This is a genomic window from Geobacillus sp. C56-T2, assembly GCF_007829715.1.
Taxonomy (GTDB): Bacteria; Bacillota; Bacilli; order Bacillales; family Anoxybacillaceae; genus Geobacillus; species Geobacillus icigianus.
Window position 1 is genome coordinate 3,248,521 of the sequence record NZ_VJWB01000001.1, and the last position, 15,246, is coordinate 3,263,766.

The 15,246-nt window shown below is 40.9% G+C and carries 14 protein-coding genes and 2 pseudogenes; 2 read left to right on the forward strand and 14 right to left on the reverse strand.

Annotated elements, in window-relative coordinates; translation table 11 throughout:
- Positions 1–115: 115 nt before the first annotated feature.
- The 4 genes from GC56T2_RS16130 to GC56T2_RS16150 form a co-directional block, all read right to left on the reverse strand.
- Positions 116–373 (reverse strand): DUF2283 domain-containing protein, encoded by a 258-nt coding sequence (locus GC56T2_RS16130; RefSeq protein WP_144976607.1) that lies wholly within the window; start codon positions 371–373, stop codon positions 116–118.
- Positions 342–737, reverse strand: coding sequence for a hypothetical protein (locus GC56T2_RS16135; RefSeq protein WP_144976609.1), 396 nt, complete (start codon positions 735–737; stop codon positions 342–344). Before GC56T2_RS16135 ends, GC56T2_RS16130 begins: the two co-directional genes overlap by 32 nt.
- Complete coding sequence (locus GC56T2_RS16140; protein ID WP_025039361.1) at positions 737–1,015, reverse strand: DUF3467 domain-containing protein; 279 nt, start codon at positions 1,013–1,015, stop codon at positions 737–739. The genes GC56T2_RS16135 and GC56T2_RS16140 overlap by 1 nt, the downstream gene beginning before the upstream one ends.
- Positions 1,016–1,492: 477 nt before the next feature.
- Complete coding sequence (locus GC56T2_RS16150; RefSeq protein WP_172706487.1) at positions 1,493–1,744, reverse strand: hypothetical protein; 252 nt, start codon at positions 1,742–1,744, stop codon at positions 1,493–1,495.
- Between the two features lie 275 nt (positions 1,745–2,019).
- Here GC56T2_RS16150 and GC56T2_RS16155 point away from each other — a divergent pair.
- Positions 2,020–3,189: pseudogene (locus tag GC56T2_RS16155) on the forward strand (ISL3 family transposase).
- Here the strand turns inward: GC56T2_RS16155 and GC56T2_RS16160 are convergent.
- The 8 genes and pseudogenes from GC56T2_RS16160 to sat all read right to left on the reverse strand — a co-directional run bounded on the left by GC56T2_RS16160 (position 3,166) and on the right by sat (position 11,282).
- Positions 3,166–3,585 carry a hypothetical protein gene (locus GC56T2_RS16160; RefSeq protein WP_144976614.1) on the reverse strand — a complete coding sequence of 140 codons (420 nt, stop codon included), beginning with the start codon at positions 3,583–3,585 and terminating at the stop codon, positions 3,166–3,168. The pseudogene GC56T2_RS16155 and the gene GC56T2_RS16160 overlap by 24 nt on opposite strands.
- A gap of 125 nt (positions 3,586–3,710) precedes the next feature.
- Entirely contained in the window at positions 3,711–4,709 is a 999-nt protein-coding gene (locus GC56T2_RS16165) for an ADP-ribosylglycohydrolase family protein (protein WP_144976617.1), read from the reverse strand.
- A 188-nt stretch (positions 4,710–4,897) separates the two neighbouring features.
- Entirely contained in the window at positions 4,898–6,031 is a 1,134-nt protein-coding gene (locus GC56T2_RS16170) for an IS4-like element IS5377 family transposase (RefSeq protein ID WP_015375695.1), read from the reverse strand.
- Positions 6,032–6,134: 103 nt separating this feature from the next.
- Positions 6,135–6,752 (reverse strand): annotated as a pseudogene (locus GC56T2_RS16175) (sugar phosphate nucleotidyltransferase); the annotation flags it as partial.
- Between the two features lie 43 nt (positions 6,753–6,795).
- Positions 6,796–7,617: a 3'(2'),5'-bisphosphate nucleotidase CysQ gene (cysQ, locus tag GC56T2_RS16180; RefSeq protein WP_144976619.1), complete on the reverse strand. Its 822-nt coding sequence runs from the start codon at positions 7,615–7,617 to the stop codon at positions 6,796–6,798.
- A gap of 66 nt (positions 7,618–7,683) precedes the next feature.
- On the reverse strand, positions 7,684–8,283 hold the full coding sequence (gene cysC, locus GC56T2_RS16185; RefSeq protein WP_144976621.1) for an adenylyl-sulfate kinase: 600 nt from the start codon (positions 8,281–8,283) through the stop codon (positions 7,684–7,686).
- Between the two features lie 18 nt (positions 8,284–8,301).
- A complete protein-coding gene (locus tag GC56T2_RS16190; protein ID WP_144976623.1) occupies positions 8,302–10,083 on the reverse strand; it encodes an SLC13 family permease in 1,782 nt (593 codons plus the stop codon).
- A 14-nt stretch (positions 10,084–10,097) separates the two neighbouring features.
- Entirely contained in the window at positions 10,098–11,282 is a 1,185-nt protein-coding gene (gene sat / locus GC56T2_RS16195; RefSeq protein ID WP_255516113.1) for a sulfate adenylyltransferase, read from the reverse strand.
- Positions 11,283–11,431: 149 nt separating this feature from the next.
- Between sat and GC56T2_RS16200 the strand changes: the two genes are divergently transcribed.
- Positions 11,432–12,619, forward strand: coding sequence for an IS701 family transposase (locus GC56T2_RS16200; protein ID WP_144973644.1), 1,188 nt, complete (start codon positions 11,432–11,434; stop codon positions 12,617–12,619).
- Positions 12,620–12,693: 74 nt separating this feature from the next.
- On the opposite strand, the gene GC56T2_RS16205 is transcribed toward GC56T2_RS16200, so the two are convergent.
- Together GC56T2_RS16205 and GC56T2_RS16210 are read right to left on the reverse strand one after the other, a co-directional pair.
- On the reverse strand, positions 12,694–13,593 hold the full coding sequence (locus GC56T2_RS16205) for a sulfotransferase family protein (RefSeq protein WP_144976625.1): 900 nt from the start codon (positions 13,591–13,593) through the stop codon (positions 12,694–12,696).
- On the reverse strand, positions 13,580–15,124 hold the full coding sequence (locus GC56T2_RS16210; RefSeq protein WP_144976627.1) for an oligosaccharide flippase family protein: 1,545 nt from the start codon (positions 15,122–15,124) through the stop codon (positions 13,580–13,582). The genes GC56T2_RS16205 and GC56T2_RS16210 overlap by 14 nt, the downstream gene beginning before the upstream one ends.
- Positions 15,125–15,246 lie beyond the last annotated feature (122 nt).

Below are 15,246 nucleotides of genomic sequence, written 5' to 3' on the forward strand. Positions count from 1 at the left end.
TCACCAGCCCTCTAGAAAATAAAACCGCTTTGCCCCCGGCTCGTGCGCCCCATCCGCATTAAAGTAGCGAAGGATGATATAGTTGAGTCCATGCCAGAGGCAAAATCGGCCAAAACTAATGGATTTGTTCGTTAATCATATGAAAATTAATATTCACCGGTATAAACTTCTTTATACTCTCAATATCCCGCTTCTTGTAGTCCATAATCACAATGCCAGTAATGACCTCATCCTCTTCAGAAAACCGGATAAACACACCAGGAGCTGCTTCGTCATCGTACGACACTTTTGGTTCGCCCACATAAATATAAAGAACATCGTGATCATAGTCATAGGAGTATTTAACGTTTTCCTGTAAATTTTGGACGAACATAAATCGCACCTCCTGTCTCTTGGTTTAACCTGCTTTTGGCGATGACGGTAACAACGTCACCATACGCTTCATCTTCATGGTCGACAATAACGACCAACGCCTTTAGCGACTTAAACTTAGGCAATTGCACAAGATCTATATATTTTTGTCTTGTATCATGCTGATCGTCCGGATTATTTGGCAATATAAAACAAGGATCTTGAATGACGCTCTTGACCATATCTTCTTGGCCTATAAACTCTTCCCTTGTATGATCCCCACCAACAATATGATAATTCCATGTTGTGCTTTTAAGCCGCACCTCTCTGCCTAGAGGGTCCTCAGTTACAAATATGTAGTCTGTATTGATCTTGTTACCTTCCATTATTGCTCACTCTTTACACCAATAATACCTAATTGCGAAAGTTCCTGAATCTTTTCCTCGCTTGGCGGGGAAGGGATTTCGCCGAATATCTCTTCATACTGCTTAATGTAATTCAATAACAAATAGGCAAATTGTTTGGCGTGTTGTGGGCTCATAGTAACCTTTCCGAGGTATATATTCTCATCGGGCGATTGCTGTTGAAGATTAAGGATAATATCATGAAGGCTCATACTTAAACTAATGGAATTACAATAAACATTGAAGGGCCTCTTTTCCATATTCCCTTCTATATACCTTTCCTCTCCCTTTTAAAACGGTATTGTAATTATATTTTACACCTTAAAGAATTTTCTTGCACTCATTTCATTAGGGAAACCGCTGTATATAGAAAATGCCTATAAATAAACCGCCCCACCAAGGGGTGCCTAATCATCGTCCTTTCCGCTGATGCCACTTCCACGCGCTTTCGATGGCTGACAAGTGACAGGCACCCTCACCCCCTCACAAATTCAGCATATTTTTTCTTCCGCTCTGTTTTTGTGCCTGAAAAGTAATCTAATCATGCATCCATATTCATAAATTTCGGAGGCAGCGATTTGGGATGCATATACAAATAAACTCTCCATCGGTAAAGTTCCGGCGCATGCACCATATGAGCTTCTACAGGATTGAGATGAATATATCGACTCACTTCCAACATTCCGCTGTCATCGGGTGGTGACAGGCACCAAACCCAATCGACCATTCTCGGCGCTTCACAGAACCTGACCCTTTTCCTTGTCTAACAAATGATAAAGACGTTCACGCAGTTGCTTATAGAGAAGCGGACCCTCTATTTGTGTCTTTTTCGGAACCCCTTTTAACGAAAACGGAACACTCATATACTTTTCTGGATACAAGCTAAGCTCGCGTCTAAATGCATCTCTTGGCTCTGAACCGACCAATATGACCAGTTGAGGATTTAATAAATGTATTTCGTCCATTAACAGTTCCTTGCACTTTTTCATATCTCGGATCCCTCTATGATTAGCTACCCTAGCAAAATCCGTCACATATGATCTCTCTGCAATATCCCTGGTGATCCCTAAATTTCGAACAAGCGGATCATAATTTTTGGTATTGGGCCAATAGCGATCAAAAAATGACTGATAAGGTTGTACGTCGGCTCTTCACCACAAAATGTACTTGACAATCAGGTTATTTTCTGATCAAGGGTACAAAAAATGCGAAATTTCCTGTATGGTAAAGGTGACCAAACCATCAACCATGGAGGAAATTTCGCATGCAATCTCAGTTTATCAAAGATTTGATCACTTTACCAGGCTTTCTTATTCATGGAGAACGAAAAGAGGGAGAACGATGGATTTTTGAACTTTCCCTCCCTCCTCATTGTCCGATCTGCCCGACTTGCTTCGGACGGACAACCAAAATGTCATCGAAACGAAAACAATGGATTCATGGCTATACCAATACGGTCGGTTTATTTTGGATTGAACTTCCCATAGAAAGACGGCGTTGCCAAGCCTGTTCTCTGACGTTCACCGTTTCTTATCCGGGACTTCCGTCTCACAGTATCGCGACGGAATCGTTTCAACAATGGGTCGCCCAGTTATGCATCGGAAAAACGATTCAAGAAGTCGCTCGCTTGTTACAACTCGCCTATACGACAGTAGAACGCTGGTTTTATCAATATGCCCCGGCTCTTTTACCAACATCGAATCCTACAGTAGTATGTGTGGATGAATTCGCTTTCCGAAAGGGACATGATTACGGAGTAGCGGTGATGGACACACAGACTCGGAATGTCCTTTCCATTGCTTCTGGAAAAAATGAAGAAGCCATTGTGGAGGCGCTTCAACCCGTCGCCTCCAAAGTGAAGTATGTTGTCAGCGACTTGGCTCCTGCCATGAGAAAAGCCATTGAAAAGGTATGTCCAAAAGCCATCCATGTTCTTGACCACTTCCATGTGATTCAGTTATTCACCGATGCACGGGAACGTTGTCGCAAATACCTTGCCAAAGGCGGAACCAAACATGGAAGCGTTCGCCGCGTGTGTCGATTGTTAAGCCAACGTCCAGAAAAATGAACAGAAGAAGAGAGACAGGAAGTTCGACAATGGTGCCAAGAAAGTGCTTATTTACGTGATGTTGATCAAGCCCTTCAACATTTCCGTTACGTATCCAAAAGCCAAACAAGAAAGCAAGCCGAAACTCGTTTGACCCAATGGTTTGACCGGTACCTTTTTAGCGACTGTGCCGCCGTACGCAGTATTGCCAAGGCACTTATCACCCGAAGAGACGCCGTGCTTTCTTGCATCGTTTTTTCTTACTCCAATGGTCCAATGGAAGGAATCAACAACAAAATAAAATTGATCAAAAGGCGAGGATATGGGTATCGAAATATCCAGCGTTTTACTTTGCGTGTCCGTCTAGAGACCTCTATCACATTTTAACGTAAAAATCAAGTACATCTTTTGGTGATGAACCTGTACGTCTTCAAAAATCCAAAAACAAGAAAGGACGGTCATACTCAGCTTCTCTTCCTTCTGCAAGGAACCCTTAAACACAAAGATATACTCTGCCTTGCCTTGCTCAACAACCTTACGCCCAATAAACGGCAAATCCACACTTCGGGCAATATTGTCCCTCTTAAAAGACCAATAATTCCGAGATGGATCCATTGCTTTTTTATAATGCTGGAAATACGCTTCATAAAAATCCACTAAATAATTCAACTCCGGAACTTGTTCCAAATCCGATACGATATGAAAGTCAACGTTCCCATTGATTTGTGACTCACTATAAATGCCAAAGTTCGAATGTATTTCAGCCAATCGATGAGCTAGCATCATACATCCCCCCATCATTCACAAAAAATTCGAACAAAGAAACACCGATGGAAATTATCGGAAACCTATAAATCCTATCTCAAACCGATCAGCCAAATAGGAAGGCCGCGGCAAACTCCACCCGACTAACCCCGAATATTTACCAATTGCACCGCCAGCTCTTCCAACTCATCGGCACAGACGATCTTTTCAGTAAAACGGCTTGGCAGTTGGTGATATCCGACTTCTAATCCTTTCAATCCCCCGGCAATCGCCGCAATCGTATCGCTATCGCCGCCCATATTCACCGCTGAAATGACGACGTCTTCAAACGACTCGCAGCGCAACAGCCAATGAAGAACCCAGCTCATCGTATGCACGACATAGCCGTCAGGCGGGCAGGCCGGTTCAACCGTTAAAAGCGGTTCGTATCGCGTATGAACAACTTCTTGCCTAATCGCTGCTGACAGCTTTTCTCCATGCAACAACCGAGAAGCAATGCGGTTATAAATAAGGCACGCTTCCGCCGCTTGACTATCATGATGTGTCATATTCGAATGAAGGACCGTGACTTCCTCCATCTTTTCCTCATCCGCATACGCCAGCGCAATCGGCAAACAGCGCATTAACGACCCGTTCCCTGCGCAAAGGCCACCAAGCTCCCGACAGGCCCGGGACGCAGCCTCAAACCAATCGCCAGCATACAATGAAAACACGGTGCGGATGATATTGCCGACGTCCGGAGGATTGGTCTTATACCACTCCAAAAACTCCTCTCCGATTTCAGCAATCGGATTTTCCTTATTCCGAATAATCCCTTTCGCCACCGCAATCGTCATTGCCGTATCGTCCGTCACTTCCCCAGGTGGTAAATCAAGCCAACCGCCGCCGATGATGTCCATCACTTTTCCGTGCGTGCCGCGAATTTCCTCGGCACTCATAAACTCCGTCGTCGCCCCCAGCGCATCGCCAATCGCAAGGCCGGACAGCCCTCCTTTGATTCGGTCAAGCACGTTTTCCCCCACATCATTTGATTTAGCCGTATGATGCTTTGCATATTTTATAGTTTGGTAGTTGCTCACTAACTGATCCAATTCATCCAATGAAAGATAAGCAATAGCATTCCCGTTTCCGAATTTCCTCATAACTTTGTCCTCTACCATTTGCAGCTTTTTCAATACTTCACTAGAAGCTTTGGTACCCGTAAAACGTTTTCTCCCCTTATCAGGTCCTTCTTCGATAATCTCCCACTCTTCAGGCTGAAAGACACAAACGACTTTTCCATGATGTACCCCTGCAACATATTGAATATACGGAAATCCACGAGTGTTGATTATCCAAAATTATACATACGCCTTCCATAAATTTGGGCATACTCAAACAAAGCAGCGGCCATCCCGGATTTCCAATCGAGAGGAAGCTGCCCAGAGAAAAAACGGCGAACGAACGAAATGAAGGAAAGAGAGACGTTCGTCTGTTTTTTGGTTTGATCATACAGCCATCGCAGCAACACATACGCGATGAACGCCGCAAACAGTTGGTTGTATACCGCATTTTCCGTCGTGCCAAACAAGGTCGGGACATTCAGATATTGCTTCACCCAACGGAAAAAGACCTCAACAGTCCAACGTTGTTGGTACATGTCGGCAATGGTTTCCGCAGACGCATGGAAGAGGTTCGTCACGACCCGAATGTCGCGGCCATTCGCATCTCGAAAGATCACCACCCGGTGACGCTTGGTGGAGCGGCATTGTTTCGTCCCCAACTGGCACGTGAAGTCGGCTTGAACCGATGAGGATGTGCTGGAAAGGCGTTTCAAGCTTTTTTTCTGATGAAGTTCGATGTTGTCCTTCATCCGAATGACAAAGAGCTGATGCTGCTCCACAAATCGATCGAGGCGTTCGATTTTGAAATACGCCCGGTCTTCCACCAGCACTTGTTGAGCGTTCGTCAACTGTTCTCCCACCGGGCCATCATGACGCAGTCCGATGGTTTCCACCACGTCTGCCGGCAACGAGGATTCCGGCGAATACGCGACGTGCAGCTTCACTCCGGCGCGTTCGCCGTGATACGGCGCCCATGGCAGGCGGTTTTTCCCGACCGTGACGGTCGTCGAATCCACCACCCGAAGCGGTTTGGGAAACCGAAGCGAACGGCGGGTTTGGCGGTTGCACTTGGAAATGATCAACGCCAACAAGCGTTTCATGATGTCATAGGGAACTTCTTTCGCTTTCTTGGATACAGTTGAATAATGGAATCGCGGCAATCCATACAGAGGCCCCACATCGGCTCCGTGGCGAAAGCTTTTCCATTGATGCATGGCGGCCAGCAGGAAGAAGTGAATCAACTCGCGCAACGTAAAGGTTCGAGACGAATCACGATACCCAACCGCTTCGGCAATCAGTTGAATCTCTTCATCCGAAACAAGTTTTTGCATCAAATTCGGGAGTGTGGTATGCTTGTTCATAGAGAGCACCTCCTGGGTTTGTTTGTGTCGCTACTCACATTCTACAGGAAAGGTGCTCTTTTTTCTATACCCTTTGGATTTTATTGGATAATCAACACGCCTGATAATCAAGTTTAAAAGCAAACACGCCGCAGTTCCAAAGCGCGCCTTGTTTAATTAATTCTGCTGCTTTTTCTTCCGTTGGCTTCTCTGTAAAATGACTTACTCTTAAATAATCACTATCACTAGATTTAGAAGCAGGAACAATATAACCGTACTTCGCAGATGGATATGTTGGCTCCACACCGATTAACGCCAAATCAGCCCCACTTGCGAGTACGGTTTTCTCTAAATCTTTCACTCTATCAAAAAAACGGTCCTCTACATACGGATCAACAGGCAACACTGCAACAACTTCATCTAAACGAATTCCTTCCACACTATACAAGTAAACCGATGCTAGAGCGATCGCTGGAAACGTATCGCGCCGCATCGGTTCAATGATAATCGGTACTTCTTGTCCTAATTGGCTTTGAATCATATCCACTTGGGATTTGCTTGTAGCAATCACAGCGGAATCAGCTAGACCAACATTTCCTAACTGTTCCCATACGCGCTGCACCATTGACTGTAGCTCGCCGTTTTGATTTTCTAGCACTTTTAAAAATTGCTTGGAGCGTGCATCGTTAGATAAAGGCCAAAGACGTTTGCCCGAGCCGCCGGATAACAATACTAATTTCATATGAGTCAATTCCCCCTCCCATGTAAAAATAGAGATACTTTGATCAAATATTAAACTCAGTATTTCTTACGATAAACCAAGGATTTAATAAGCTTTCTTTATTATAAGTTAAGTTGTCATTTGTTTTAGTATTTAAAACTAATCCACCAGCCTGCTCCACAATCGCCTGTCCAGCAGCCGTATCCCACTCCATTGTCGGCGCAAATCGCGGATATACATCCGCTTTTCCTTCTGCGACTAAACATAACTTTAACGAGCTGCCTGCTGAAGTAATATCAACTTCTCCATATTTTTCTTTAATTTTGTGGATGTATTCCTCTGTTTCTGGTGATAAATGTGAGCGACTTGCTACGACAGATATTTTTTCTTTCTTTATTTCAATCGGAAGTCTTACTGAAGCATTCACTAGCTCTAAATCGTCTTGTACTTCTACTGTACTCGCGTTTTTGAGTTTAAAAGAACCCATGCCTTTTTTCGCAAAATATGCCGTATCTAGTACAGGTGCATAAATGATGCCAACAACTGGCTTTCCAGCTTCTATTAATGCGATATTAACCGTAAATTCCCCGTTTTTCTTAATAAATTCCTTTGTTCCATCTAACGGATCAACAAGCCACAAATAGTTCCACTCTTTACGAGTTTCGTATGAAATAGACTTTCCTTCCTCACTTAATACAGGGATATTTGGATATAATGAACTTAATCCCTTAACAATCGCTTCATGCGACTTTTTATCCGCTAATGTAAGGGGAGAGTGGTCTTCCTTACTTTCTACATCAAAGCCATTTTCATATACTTGTAATATTTCCTTACCAGCATCTAATGAAATTTTTAATAAATCGACCAATTGAATACTGTCCATCATGTATAAGACCTCTTTCGCTAAAATGTAAAGGTCACTCACATATTAGTAAGTGACCTCCATCTAATATCATTTTAAATATCCATTTTCCTCTAGATAAGTGATGACTTGTTTCACAGACTCTTCTAATGTTTGTTTATCCGTTTCCACTACCAACTCTGGATTTTCCGGTTCTTCATACGGATCATCGATGCCTGTAAATCCTTTAATTTCACCAGCTCTTGCTTTCTTGTATAAGCCTTTTGGATCGCGTCTTTCACACTCTTCTAAACTACATTTCACGTAGATTTCAATAAACTCTTTTTCCCCAAGAAGTTGACGAACCATTTCACGGTCTTCGCGGTACGGAGAAATAAAAGCGGTTAATGTGACTATGCCAGCATCAACCATTAATTTTGCCACTTCTCCGATACGGCGAATATTTTCTTTTCGATCCTCTGCGCTAAAAACAAGATCTTTATTTAAACCATGGCGAATATTATCTCCATCCAGAATATACGTACGAATGCCTCTTTGGTGAAGCTCCTTTTCTACCTCCACCGATAACGTAGATTTACCGGCACCAGAAAGACCGGTAAACCATAATACCACACTTTTATGTCCGTTTAATTTTTGCCTGTCTTCTTTTGTAACTTTTGAATCATGCCATACAATATTTGTTGCTTTCATTGCTCTTAAACTCCTTTTTTATGAAATCCATACTAAATAAACAATCCATACCGTTATGATCATCACAATGATATTGAGAGGTGTTCCCACTTTTACATAGTCCATAAACCGATAACCGCCAGGACCGTATACAATTAAATGTGTTTGATAACCAATAGGCGTTATAAAGCCCGCTGATGCTGCAATAGCAATTAACACTGCAAGTCCTGTTGGATTGATACTCATTTTTTCGGCAATTTCCATAGCGATTGGAAACATCAAAACCGCTGCAGCACTATTAGAAAGCAACTCCGTAAATATATTGGTTAATAGGTAAACAAAAAATAACACAGCAATAATTCCTAAAGGTTGAGCGATTTTAAGCAATCCGTCTGCAATCCATTCAGCTGCACCTGTTTTTAATATCGCTGTTCCGATTCCAAAAGAGCTGGCAATAAGCAAAAGTACATCAAACTGTATCGATTGTTTCGCATCTGCTGGGGTAATCACTTTCATAAGTAATAATAGGACAACCGCTAAGCTCATGGCTGTAAGCATCGATAAAACGCCAACTGTAACCAAAAGAATCATCGCAAGAAGAATACCAATTGCAATCCAGCCTTTTTTCTTGTCTTCTTGCAATGCAACTGGTGTATTAAGTGGCGTAACTACGTAAAAATCATTCGATTGTTTAAATTTATTAATAAAATCCGATCCGCATAAAAGAAGTAACGTGTCACCAGGTTTTAAAACAATATCTCCAATTTTACTTTGAATTCTTTCCTGGTTGCGATGAACGGCAATCACCGCCGCATCATATTTACTTCTAAACTGAGCTTGCTTAATCGTCTTATCCAAAAGCGAGGAATGATGAGATACGACAGCTTCAACCAACTGCGTATTTCCATTTTTTAAAGTATCTAAGCTAAGATCTGTACCCGTCTCTAATGTAAGTCCTTCTATTTGTTGAAGCTCGGCAATCGTAGAAACTAAACCAGTAAAAATTAATCGGTCTCCCTCTTGAATCTTTGTCGTTGCTTTTACAGGAGAAATCTTTTCATCTCCCCGGATAATTTCGATCAGATATAACCCTTTTAATTGACGCAATCCAGCATCCTGAACGGTTTGATTAAGATATGGAAAATCTGAACCAACCACCATTTCTGCCAAATACTCACGAGAGTGTTCCTGAACCGTTTCTTTTATGCTTTTGTTGTTCGGCAACAAGCGATAACCAATCGTGATAAGATAAACTAATCCAGCAATTGTAATCGGCACACCGACAATTCCCAATTCAAATAAAGAAAATCCCTCCATCCCCTGCTTTAACATTAAACCTTGTACAACCAGGTTCGTAGATGTGCCCATTAAAGTAATCGTGCCACCTAAAACAGTCATATAGGATAGAGGGATCAAAAATTTGGAAGGCGGTATTTTATTTTCTTCACACCATTTTCTTAGAATTGGCGTTAAAGCCGCCACAATTGGTGTATTATTTAAAAAAGCAGAAAAACCCGACACGGGCAGAAATATTTTTGCCATCGTTCCAGCAATTGTTTTTCCCTTTTTTAATCGCTTAATTAAAGAACGTTCAATAATACCACTCTTCTGAATCGCCCCAGCAACAATGAATAACAAAGCAACCGTTAATGTTCCCTCATTTGAAAAACCCTCTAGGGCTTCTTCCTCAGTTATAATACCAGTAAGCAAAAAAACGGTTAACACCGCAAATACAATCATATCAGGGCGGGCAACCTCTAACATAAGCCCGCCCATCATTAAAGCAATCATGAATAAGACAAAGCCGATTTTAAATGTCATATATATCCGTTCCTTTAATTAGTTTCTCTCATTCCACGAATCAACACTTCCGCTACTTCAGAACGAGAGAACTCTGCTGGTGGCTTAATGCCGTTACGCAACATTTCACGCACTTTCGTGCCGCTTAAATGTACATGATATTTTTTATCATGCGGACATGTTTTTGTTGTTCCCATATTGCCGCATTTTGTGCAATAGAAGCTGTGTTCAAACTTAAGAATTTCGATACCTATTTCTTCTTTCGTAAAGTTGTCAAAGATTTTTTGTGCATCATACGTTCCATAATAATTGCCTACTCCCGCATGGTCACGGCCAACAATAAAGTGCGTGCAGCCATAGTTTTTGCGTACCAACGCATGGAAAATCGCCTCACGCGGACCAGCATAACGCATCGCAGCCGGATAAATCACCAAGCGCACCCGATCTTTCGGATAATAATTGTCAATTAGCACCTGATAGCTTTCCATACGAATGTGCGCTGGAATATCATCCGATTTTGTTTCCCCTACAAGCGGATTTAGCAACAAACCATCCACAATTTCTAACGCACATTTTTGAATATATTCATGGGCCCGGTGAACCGGATTGCGCGTCTGGAAGCCGACAACCCTCTTCCAGCCAAGCTCCGCAAACATCGCACGAGTTTCACTAGGATCTTTATAAAACTCTTCAAATGGTGCATGATTCGGACGGTTTAATAAAGTGATTGGACCCGCTAAATACACTTCTCCTTTTTCATATACTTTCTTGACGCCAGGATGCGCTTCATCCGTTGCTCCGTATACCATTTTTGCTTCTAGCTCTTTATCGTATGTGTACTTTTCTTCTAACTTAAGTGTTCCGTAAATAATACCATCTTCACCTTTAAGAGCAATTTCTTCTCCAATTTCGAATAGGTCTGCTTCTTCTTTTGTTACTGGCAACGTAATAGGAATACTCCAAACTAACCCATTCGCAAGACGCATTTCATTGACAACGCGAAGATAATCCTCTTGGCCCATGAATCCAATAAGTGGGCTGAAGCCGCCGATACCGATTAATTCGAGGTCGGAAATGCTCCATGCAGAAATGGTGAGAGATGGCATTTTTTCTGCTTTTGCTAGAAGTTCTTCCCGTTCCTTGCCTTTTACTTCACGATTAATTAATACTCCACCGTGTGGGGCAATAGATTGTGTTTTCTCGAAAGCTACTGTAGTCAATACCGTTTCCCCCTTAAAACATATTAACTTCCTGTAGATGAGCAAATTCGCTAACATAAATTTACAACCAAATAAAAAAGGAGACATGAACCCGATTCCTTGGTTAGAATAGATGTACCACCAACTACCCACAAGGAGGTTCATGTCTCATGAATAGATTAGCACATCATCAAGGAATCCACAAGTTTTTCATGACGCTGGGATTGGCGCTTGATTTCTCGAAGCCGGTCATCAAGCATCTCGTTTACCTTGTCGACGCCTTGACTACCAAGGGATTTTCGGGGACATTGACGGATGTCCGGTACTGGAGTTTTCATCCGAATCATCGAACAACACTGAGCCACTTTTTCACGAAAAGCCCTTGGAACGAGGAAAAACTGCTTGAGAAGCTGCAAGAATGGATCCTTCGCCAGATCGAACGCCTAGCCAAACGGGAGAATCAACCCCTTTTTGTTTCGATCGATGATACGATTTGTCAAAAAACGAAGCCTTCGTCACGGGCTGCCCGCGCCATTCAAGGGTGTGATTGGCACTACTCGCACAAAGATCATCAATCCGTTTGGGGGCATTCGCTCGTTTGGCTGATGGTGCATACTTTCTCGCAAGCGTTTCCGTTCGCCTTTCGTCTGTATGACAAGACGGCGGGAAGAAGCAAGATCGACCTAGCGATCGAGATGCTTTCCTCGCTCAAGGGGAAACGGGCTCAGCCGGTGTATGTGCTCATGGATTCGTGGTATCCGTCCCAAGCGCTCATCGAAGCCTGCCTGAAACAAGGATTCCATGTCATCGCCATGCTCAAGACGAACCGGATTCTCTATCCGAAAGGCATCGCCATCCAAGCGAAGAAGTTCGCCCGCTATATCGAGCCCAACGACACCCGCCTCGTCACGGTGGGGAAGGAGCGTTACCGCGTGTATCGCTACGAGGGAGCGATCCATGGCCTCGATGACGCGGTGGTGCTGCTGGCTTGGAAGGCGGATGAACCGATGACGCCAGATCATCTCCATGTTGTCTTGAGCACCGACCGGGAGCTAGGCGATGAAGAGATCTTGCGTTACTATGCCCAGCGCTGGACGATCGAATGCTTTTTCCGGCAGGCCAAAGACCAGCTGAAGCTCGATGGATACCGTGTTCGTCACATTCGGGCGGTGAAACGGTATTGGGCCGTGGTGCTGTTCGCCTGCGTATACAGCATCGCGGAATCTCAACAAGACCTCTCTTCCGGCCTGGAGCTTCTTCGTTCTCGGAAAGGACACAGCGTCGTTGAGTTCATCTACGATGCCGCGAAGCAAGAGATTCCCATTGATGTGATCAAAAAACAGCTCCATGTCGCCTAAGGGGTACCCTGTTTGTCTCTTAGTGAATGGAAATTACTGTAATGAAAAATGCTCATCTACAGTAACTTCAAAAACTACTTTAACCAAGCAGACAAATCGCGATTAATTAAATCTTGTAACTGCAAAATATCTTCTCTAAATTCTTCAATTAATTTTTGTCTTATTGAATAATCCAGTTCAGGTTTAGTTAAATTTCGGTTCATAATTTGATTCTTTAATTTTCTTCGTATTTCTTGATTAACCACTATCTTCTTAAACAAGTCTTTTATTATATTTTCTTTATGAATCAGATTATGAATTAACTTGTTTTTTGGAATACCGGAAACATTGTATTTCTCTTCAATTTTTGGTTTGAAGTTAGTATCCACATCTAAAAATTCAAATATGTTTCTTAATAAGTTTTCAGGATTCTTTAAATCCTCATATAGGTAAACCTTTATTTGATTAGGGCTAAATACATCGTAATATCTTTTTAGCTGTTTATAATAAAATCCAAGATTTTTATAATGCCACAAATGTTCCCAATTATTTTTAATTCTTTCCTCTTCCAATCTTAATGCGTCCTCAAAATTATTTACTGTCTCCCTATTATCGCGTACACAATGTAAAAAACTCGAATAAGCTCTATCTACAGGATTTCTCAATATAGCAATAATTTTAACGTTGGGAATGTATTTCTTTATATTCAAAGGTGCTTTTTCGCTATATAAATACAAAGGCGAAACTTCACCAATTGCCTTTTCATCTGTCACGTTTTTAAATAGAGAACGATAATCGTCAATATTAGTGATGGAAAATTCTTTAAGAACTTCATCTCCAGGTCCTTTGAAATCTACATTTGAACCTTCTAACGCAAAAAAATTTGTCTCTTTAATAGGGCTTAAATAAATTTGAGGATGCTGCTTTAGATAATGATACAGTGAAGTTGTCCCAGATTTGGCAGCTCCTATAATTAAAAAATTAGGCATTGTCATACTTATTTAACCTCGCTACTTTGAATTTTTTTATTAAGAAGTTCAAAATCATTCTTTTTTCTATTTTGTTTAATCCAAAAACTACAACAATAACTAAATGTATAATAAAAATACTAATCAGCGAAACAATTATATTATAAATAAAGATGTTGGAAATAAACCAATGAAAAAAAACGTTTAAGACAATTGATGCAACTATAATATATTGATTTTTAGAGTAGGGGAAAATACCGATCATTTTCTTCACAAAAATCAAATTTAATAAATTTGTTAATATGACTCCTAGGGAAATTGCGATCGCACTACCGTTTACACCTAGAATCGGAGTCAACACAATAGTTAATATTATTGTGACTATTAATGAAAAAATATTCACTTTCAAATTTAACGCGGCATTTCCTGACATCATTAAAATGTAGCCGACAGACCCTACTGCAATATTAACAAATTCACCCACTGACAAAATAATAAGACTAACACTAGCTTTAACAAAATCTGTACCGAAAAAATGCAATATATTTTTACTTTCAAGTACTAAACATAAACATATTGGGGTTCCGAAAGTTAGTATCCATCTAACAGTTTCTTTATATAGTCTATGCAGTTCATTTATTTGATTTTTGGCATATAAATCTGCAATTCGAGGTCCAAAAACTTTATTGACAGCTATTAATATAAAACTAACAAAAGAAACCGTTTTTAGCGATAAACTAAGGTAGCCAACTTCTGTAGGTGATAAAATCATTCCTAGAGTGAAGATGGTAAAAGTGTAAGAAAACTGTAATATAAGTGTTATTGAAAAAGTGTAAAAGGTATATTGAATTAACTCTCTTTCGAGTTTAAAATTATGCAGTTTAATAGAAAATTTAAGCTCTTCTTCCTTAAGAGTTAACCTTAACGTCTTAATTGCGTATATAGAACTTAATATAGTACTAAAGAAATATAATACAGGTATTAACAAAAAATTTAATTGCTCCTTAGTAAAATAACTATATGTCCAGAGAATTACTAACAAAATAAACGTACTGATCGGTCTAACAAAATCCTCAGGTACTATAGCTCTTCTATATTTAAAAAAAGCCTGGTTTATAGCTCGACTTACAACAATAAATGTATTAAAAGTGATACTTAGCCCCATTATTATTAAGGCGTATTTTAACTTAAAACTATTATAGAGATCACCTATAGGAAAGGAAGCAAAAATAAGCAATAATGTAAAAACAAAAGATAACAAAGTTACAAACGCAATGCTTAAATTTAACTTCTGCTCTAAATACTGCTTGCCTTTCTGCTTCCATAGCGGAATGTACCTTAGCAAAGAATTTTCAAATCCAAACACAGAAAGAATATTTACAAATGCGATGATAGAGAGGGCTATATTATAAAGCCCAAAATCAAACGAACCAACAATTTTCACAGTAATAATTAAACTAAAATAACCAAGAAGACTACTTAAAACACGGCCTACAAATGACAATCCGGCTCCTATGAACATATTACCTTGTTTACTTGGAATTCTTCTTTGTTCCAATGTATTTCCCTTTCTTAAAAAATTTAGTTTTAACTTTATAACGTTATACCTATACAAACCACATAACTTCGTCCCACCCCCGATACACTTCTGAAAAACGGGGCATAAATCAATAAAAACAC

What these genes read in the sequence shown, in the direction of transcription:
- GC56T2_RS16130 (WP_144976607.1), bottom strand. Translation starts at nt 373, where the DNA reads ATGTTCGTCCAAAATTTACAGGAAAACGTTAAATACTCCTATGACTAT.
- GC56T2_RS16135 (WP_144976609.1), bottom strand. Translation starts at nt 737, where the DNA reads ATGGAAGGTAACAAGATCAATACAGACTACATATTTGTAACTGAGGAC.
- GC56T2_RS16140 (WP_025039361.1), bottom strand. Translation starts at nt 1,015, where the DNA reads ATGGAAAAGAGGCCCTTCAATGTTTATTGTAATTCCATTAGTTTAAGT.
- GC56T2_RS16150 (WP_172706487.1), bottom strand. Translation starts at nt 1,744, where the DNA reads ATGAAAAAGTGCAAGGAACTGTTAATGGACGAAATACATTTATTAAAT.
- GC56T2_RS16160 (WP_144976614.1), bottom strand. Translation starts at nt 3,585, where the DNA reads ATGCTAGCTCATCGATTGGCTGAAATACATTCGAACTTTGGCATTTAT.
- GC56T2_RS16165 (WP_144976617.1), bottom strand. Translation starts at nt 4,709, where the DNA reads ATGAGGAAATTCGGAAACGGGAATGCTATTGCTTATCTTTCATTGGAT.
- GC56T2_RS16170 (WP_015375695.1), bottom strand. Translation starts at nt 6,031, where the DNA reads ATGAACAAGCATACCACACTCCCGAATTTGATGCAAAAACTTGTTTCG.
- cysQ (WP_144976619.1), bottom strand. Translation starts at nt 7,617, where the DNA reads ATGATGGACAGTATTCAATTGGTCGATTTATTAAAAATTTCATTAGAT.
- cysC (WP_144976621.1), bottom strand. Translation starts at nt 8,283, where the DNA reads ATGAAAGCAACAAATATTGTATGGCATGATTCAAAAGTTACAAAAGAA.
- GC56T2_RS16190 (WP_144976623.1), bottom strand. Translation starts at nt 10,083, where the DNA reads ATGACATTTAAAATCGGCTTTGTCTTATTCATGATTGCTTTAATGATG.
- GC56T2_RS16200 (WP_144973644.1), top strand. Translation starts at nt 11,432, where the DNA reads ATGAATAGATTAGCACATCATCAAGGAATCCACAAGTTTTTCATGACG.
- GC56T2_RS16205 (WP_144976625.1), bottom strand. Translation starts at nt 13,593, where the DNA reads ATGACAATGCCTAATTTTTTAATTATAGGAGCTGCCAAATCTGGGACA.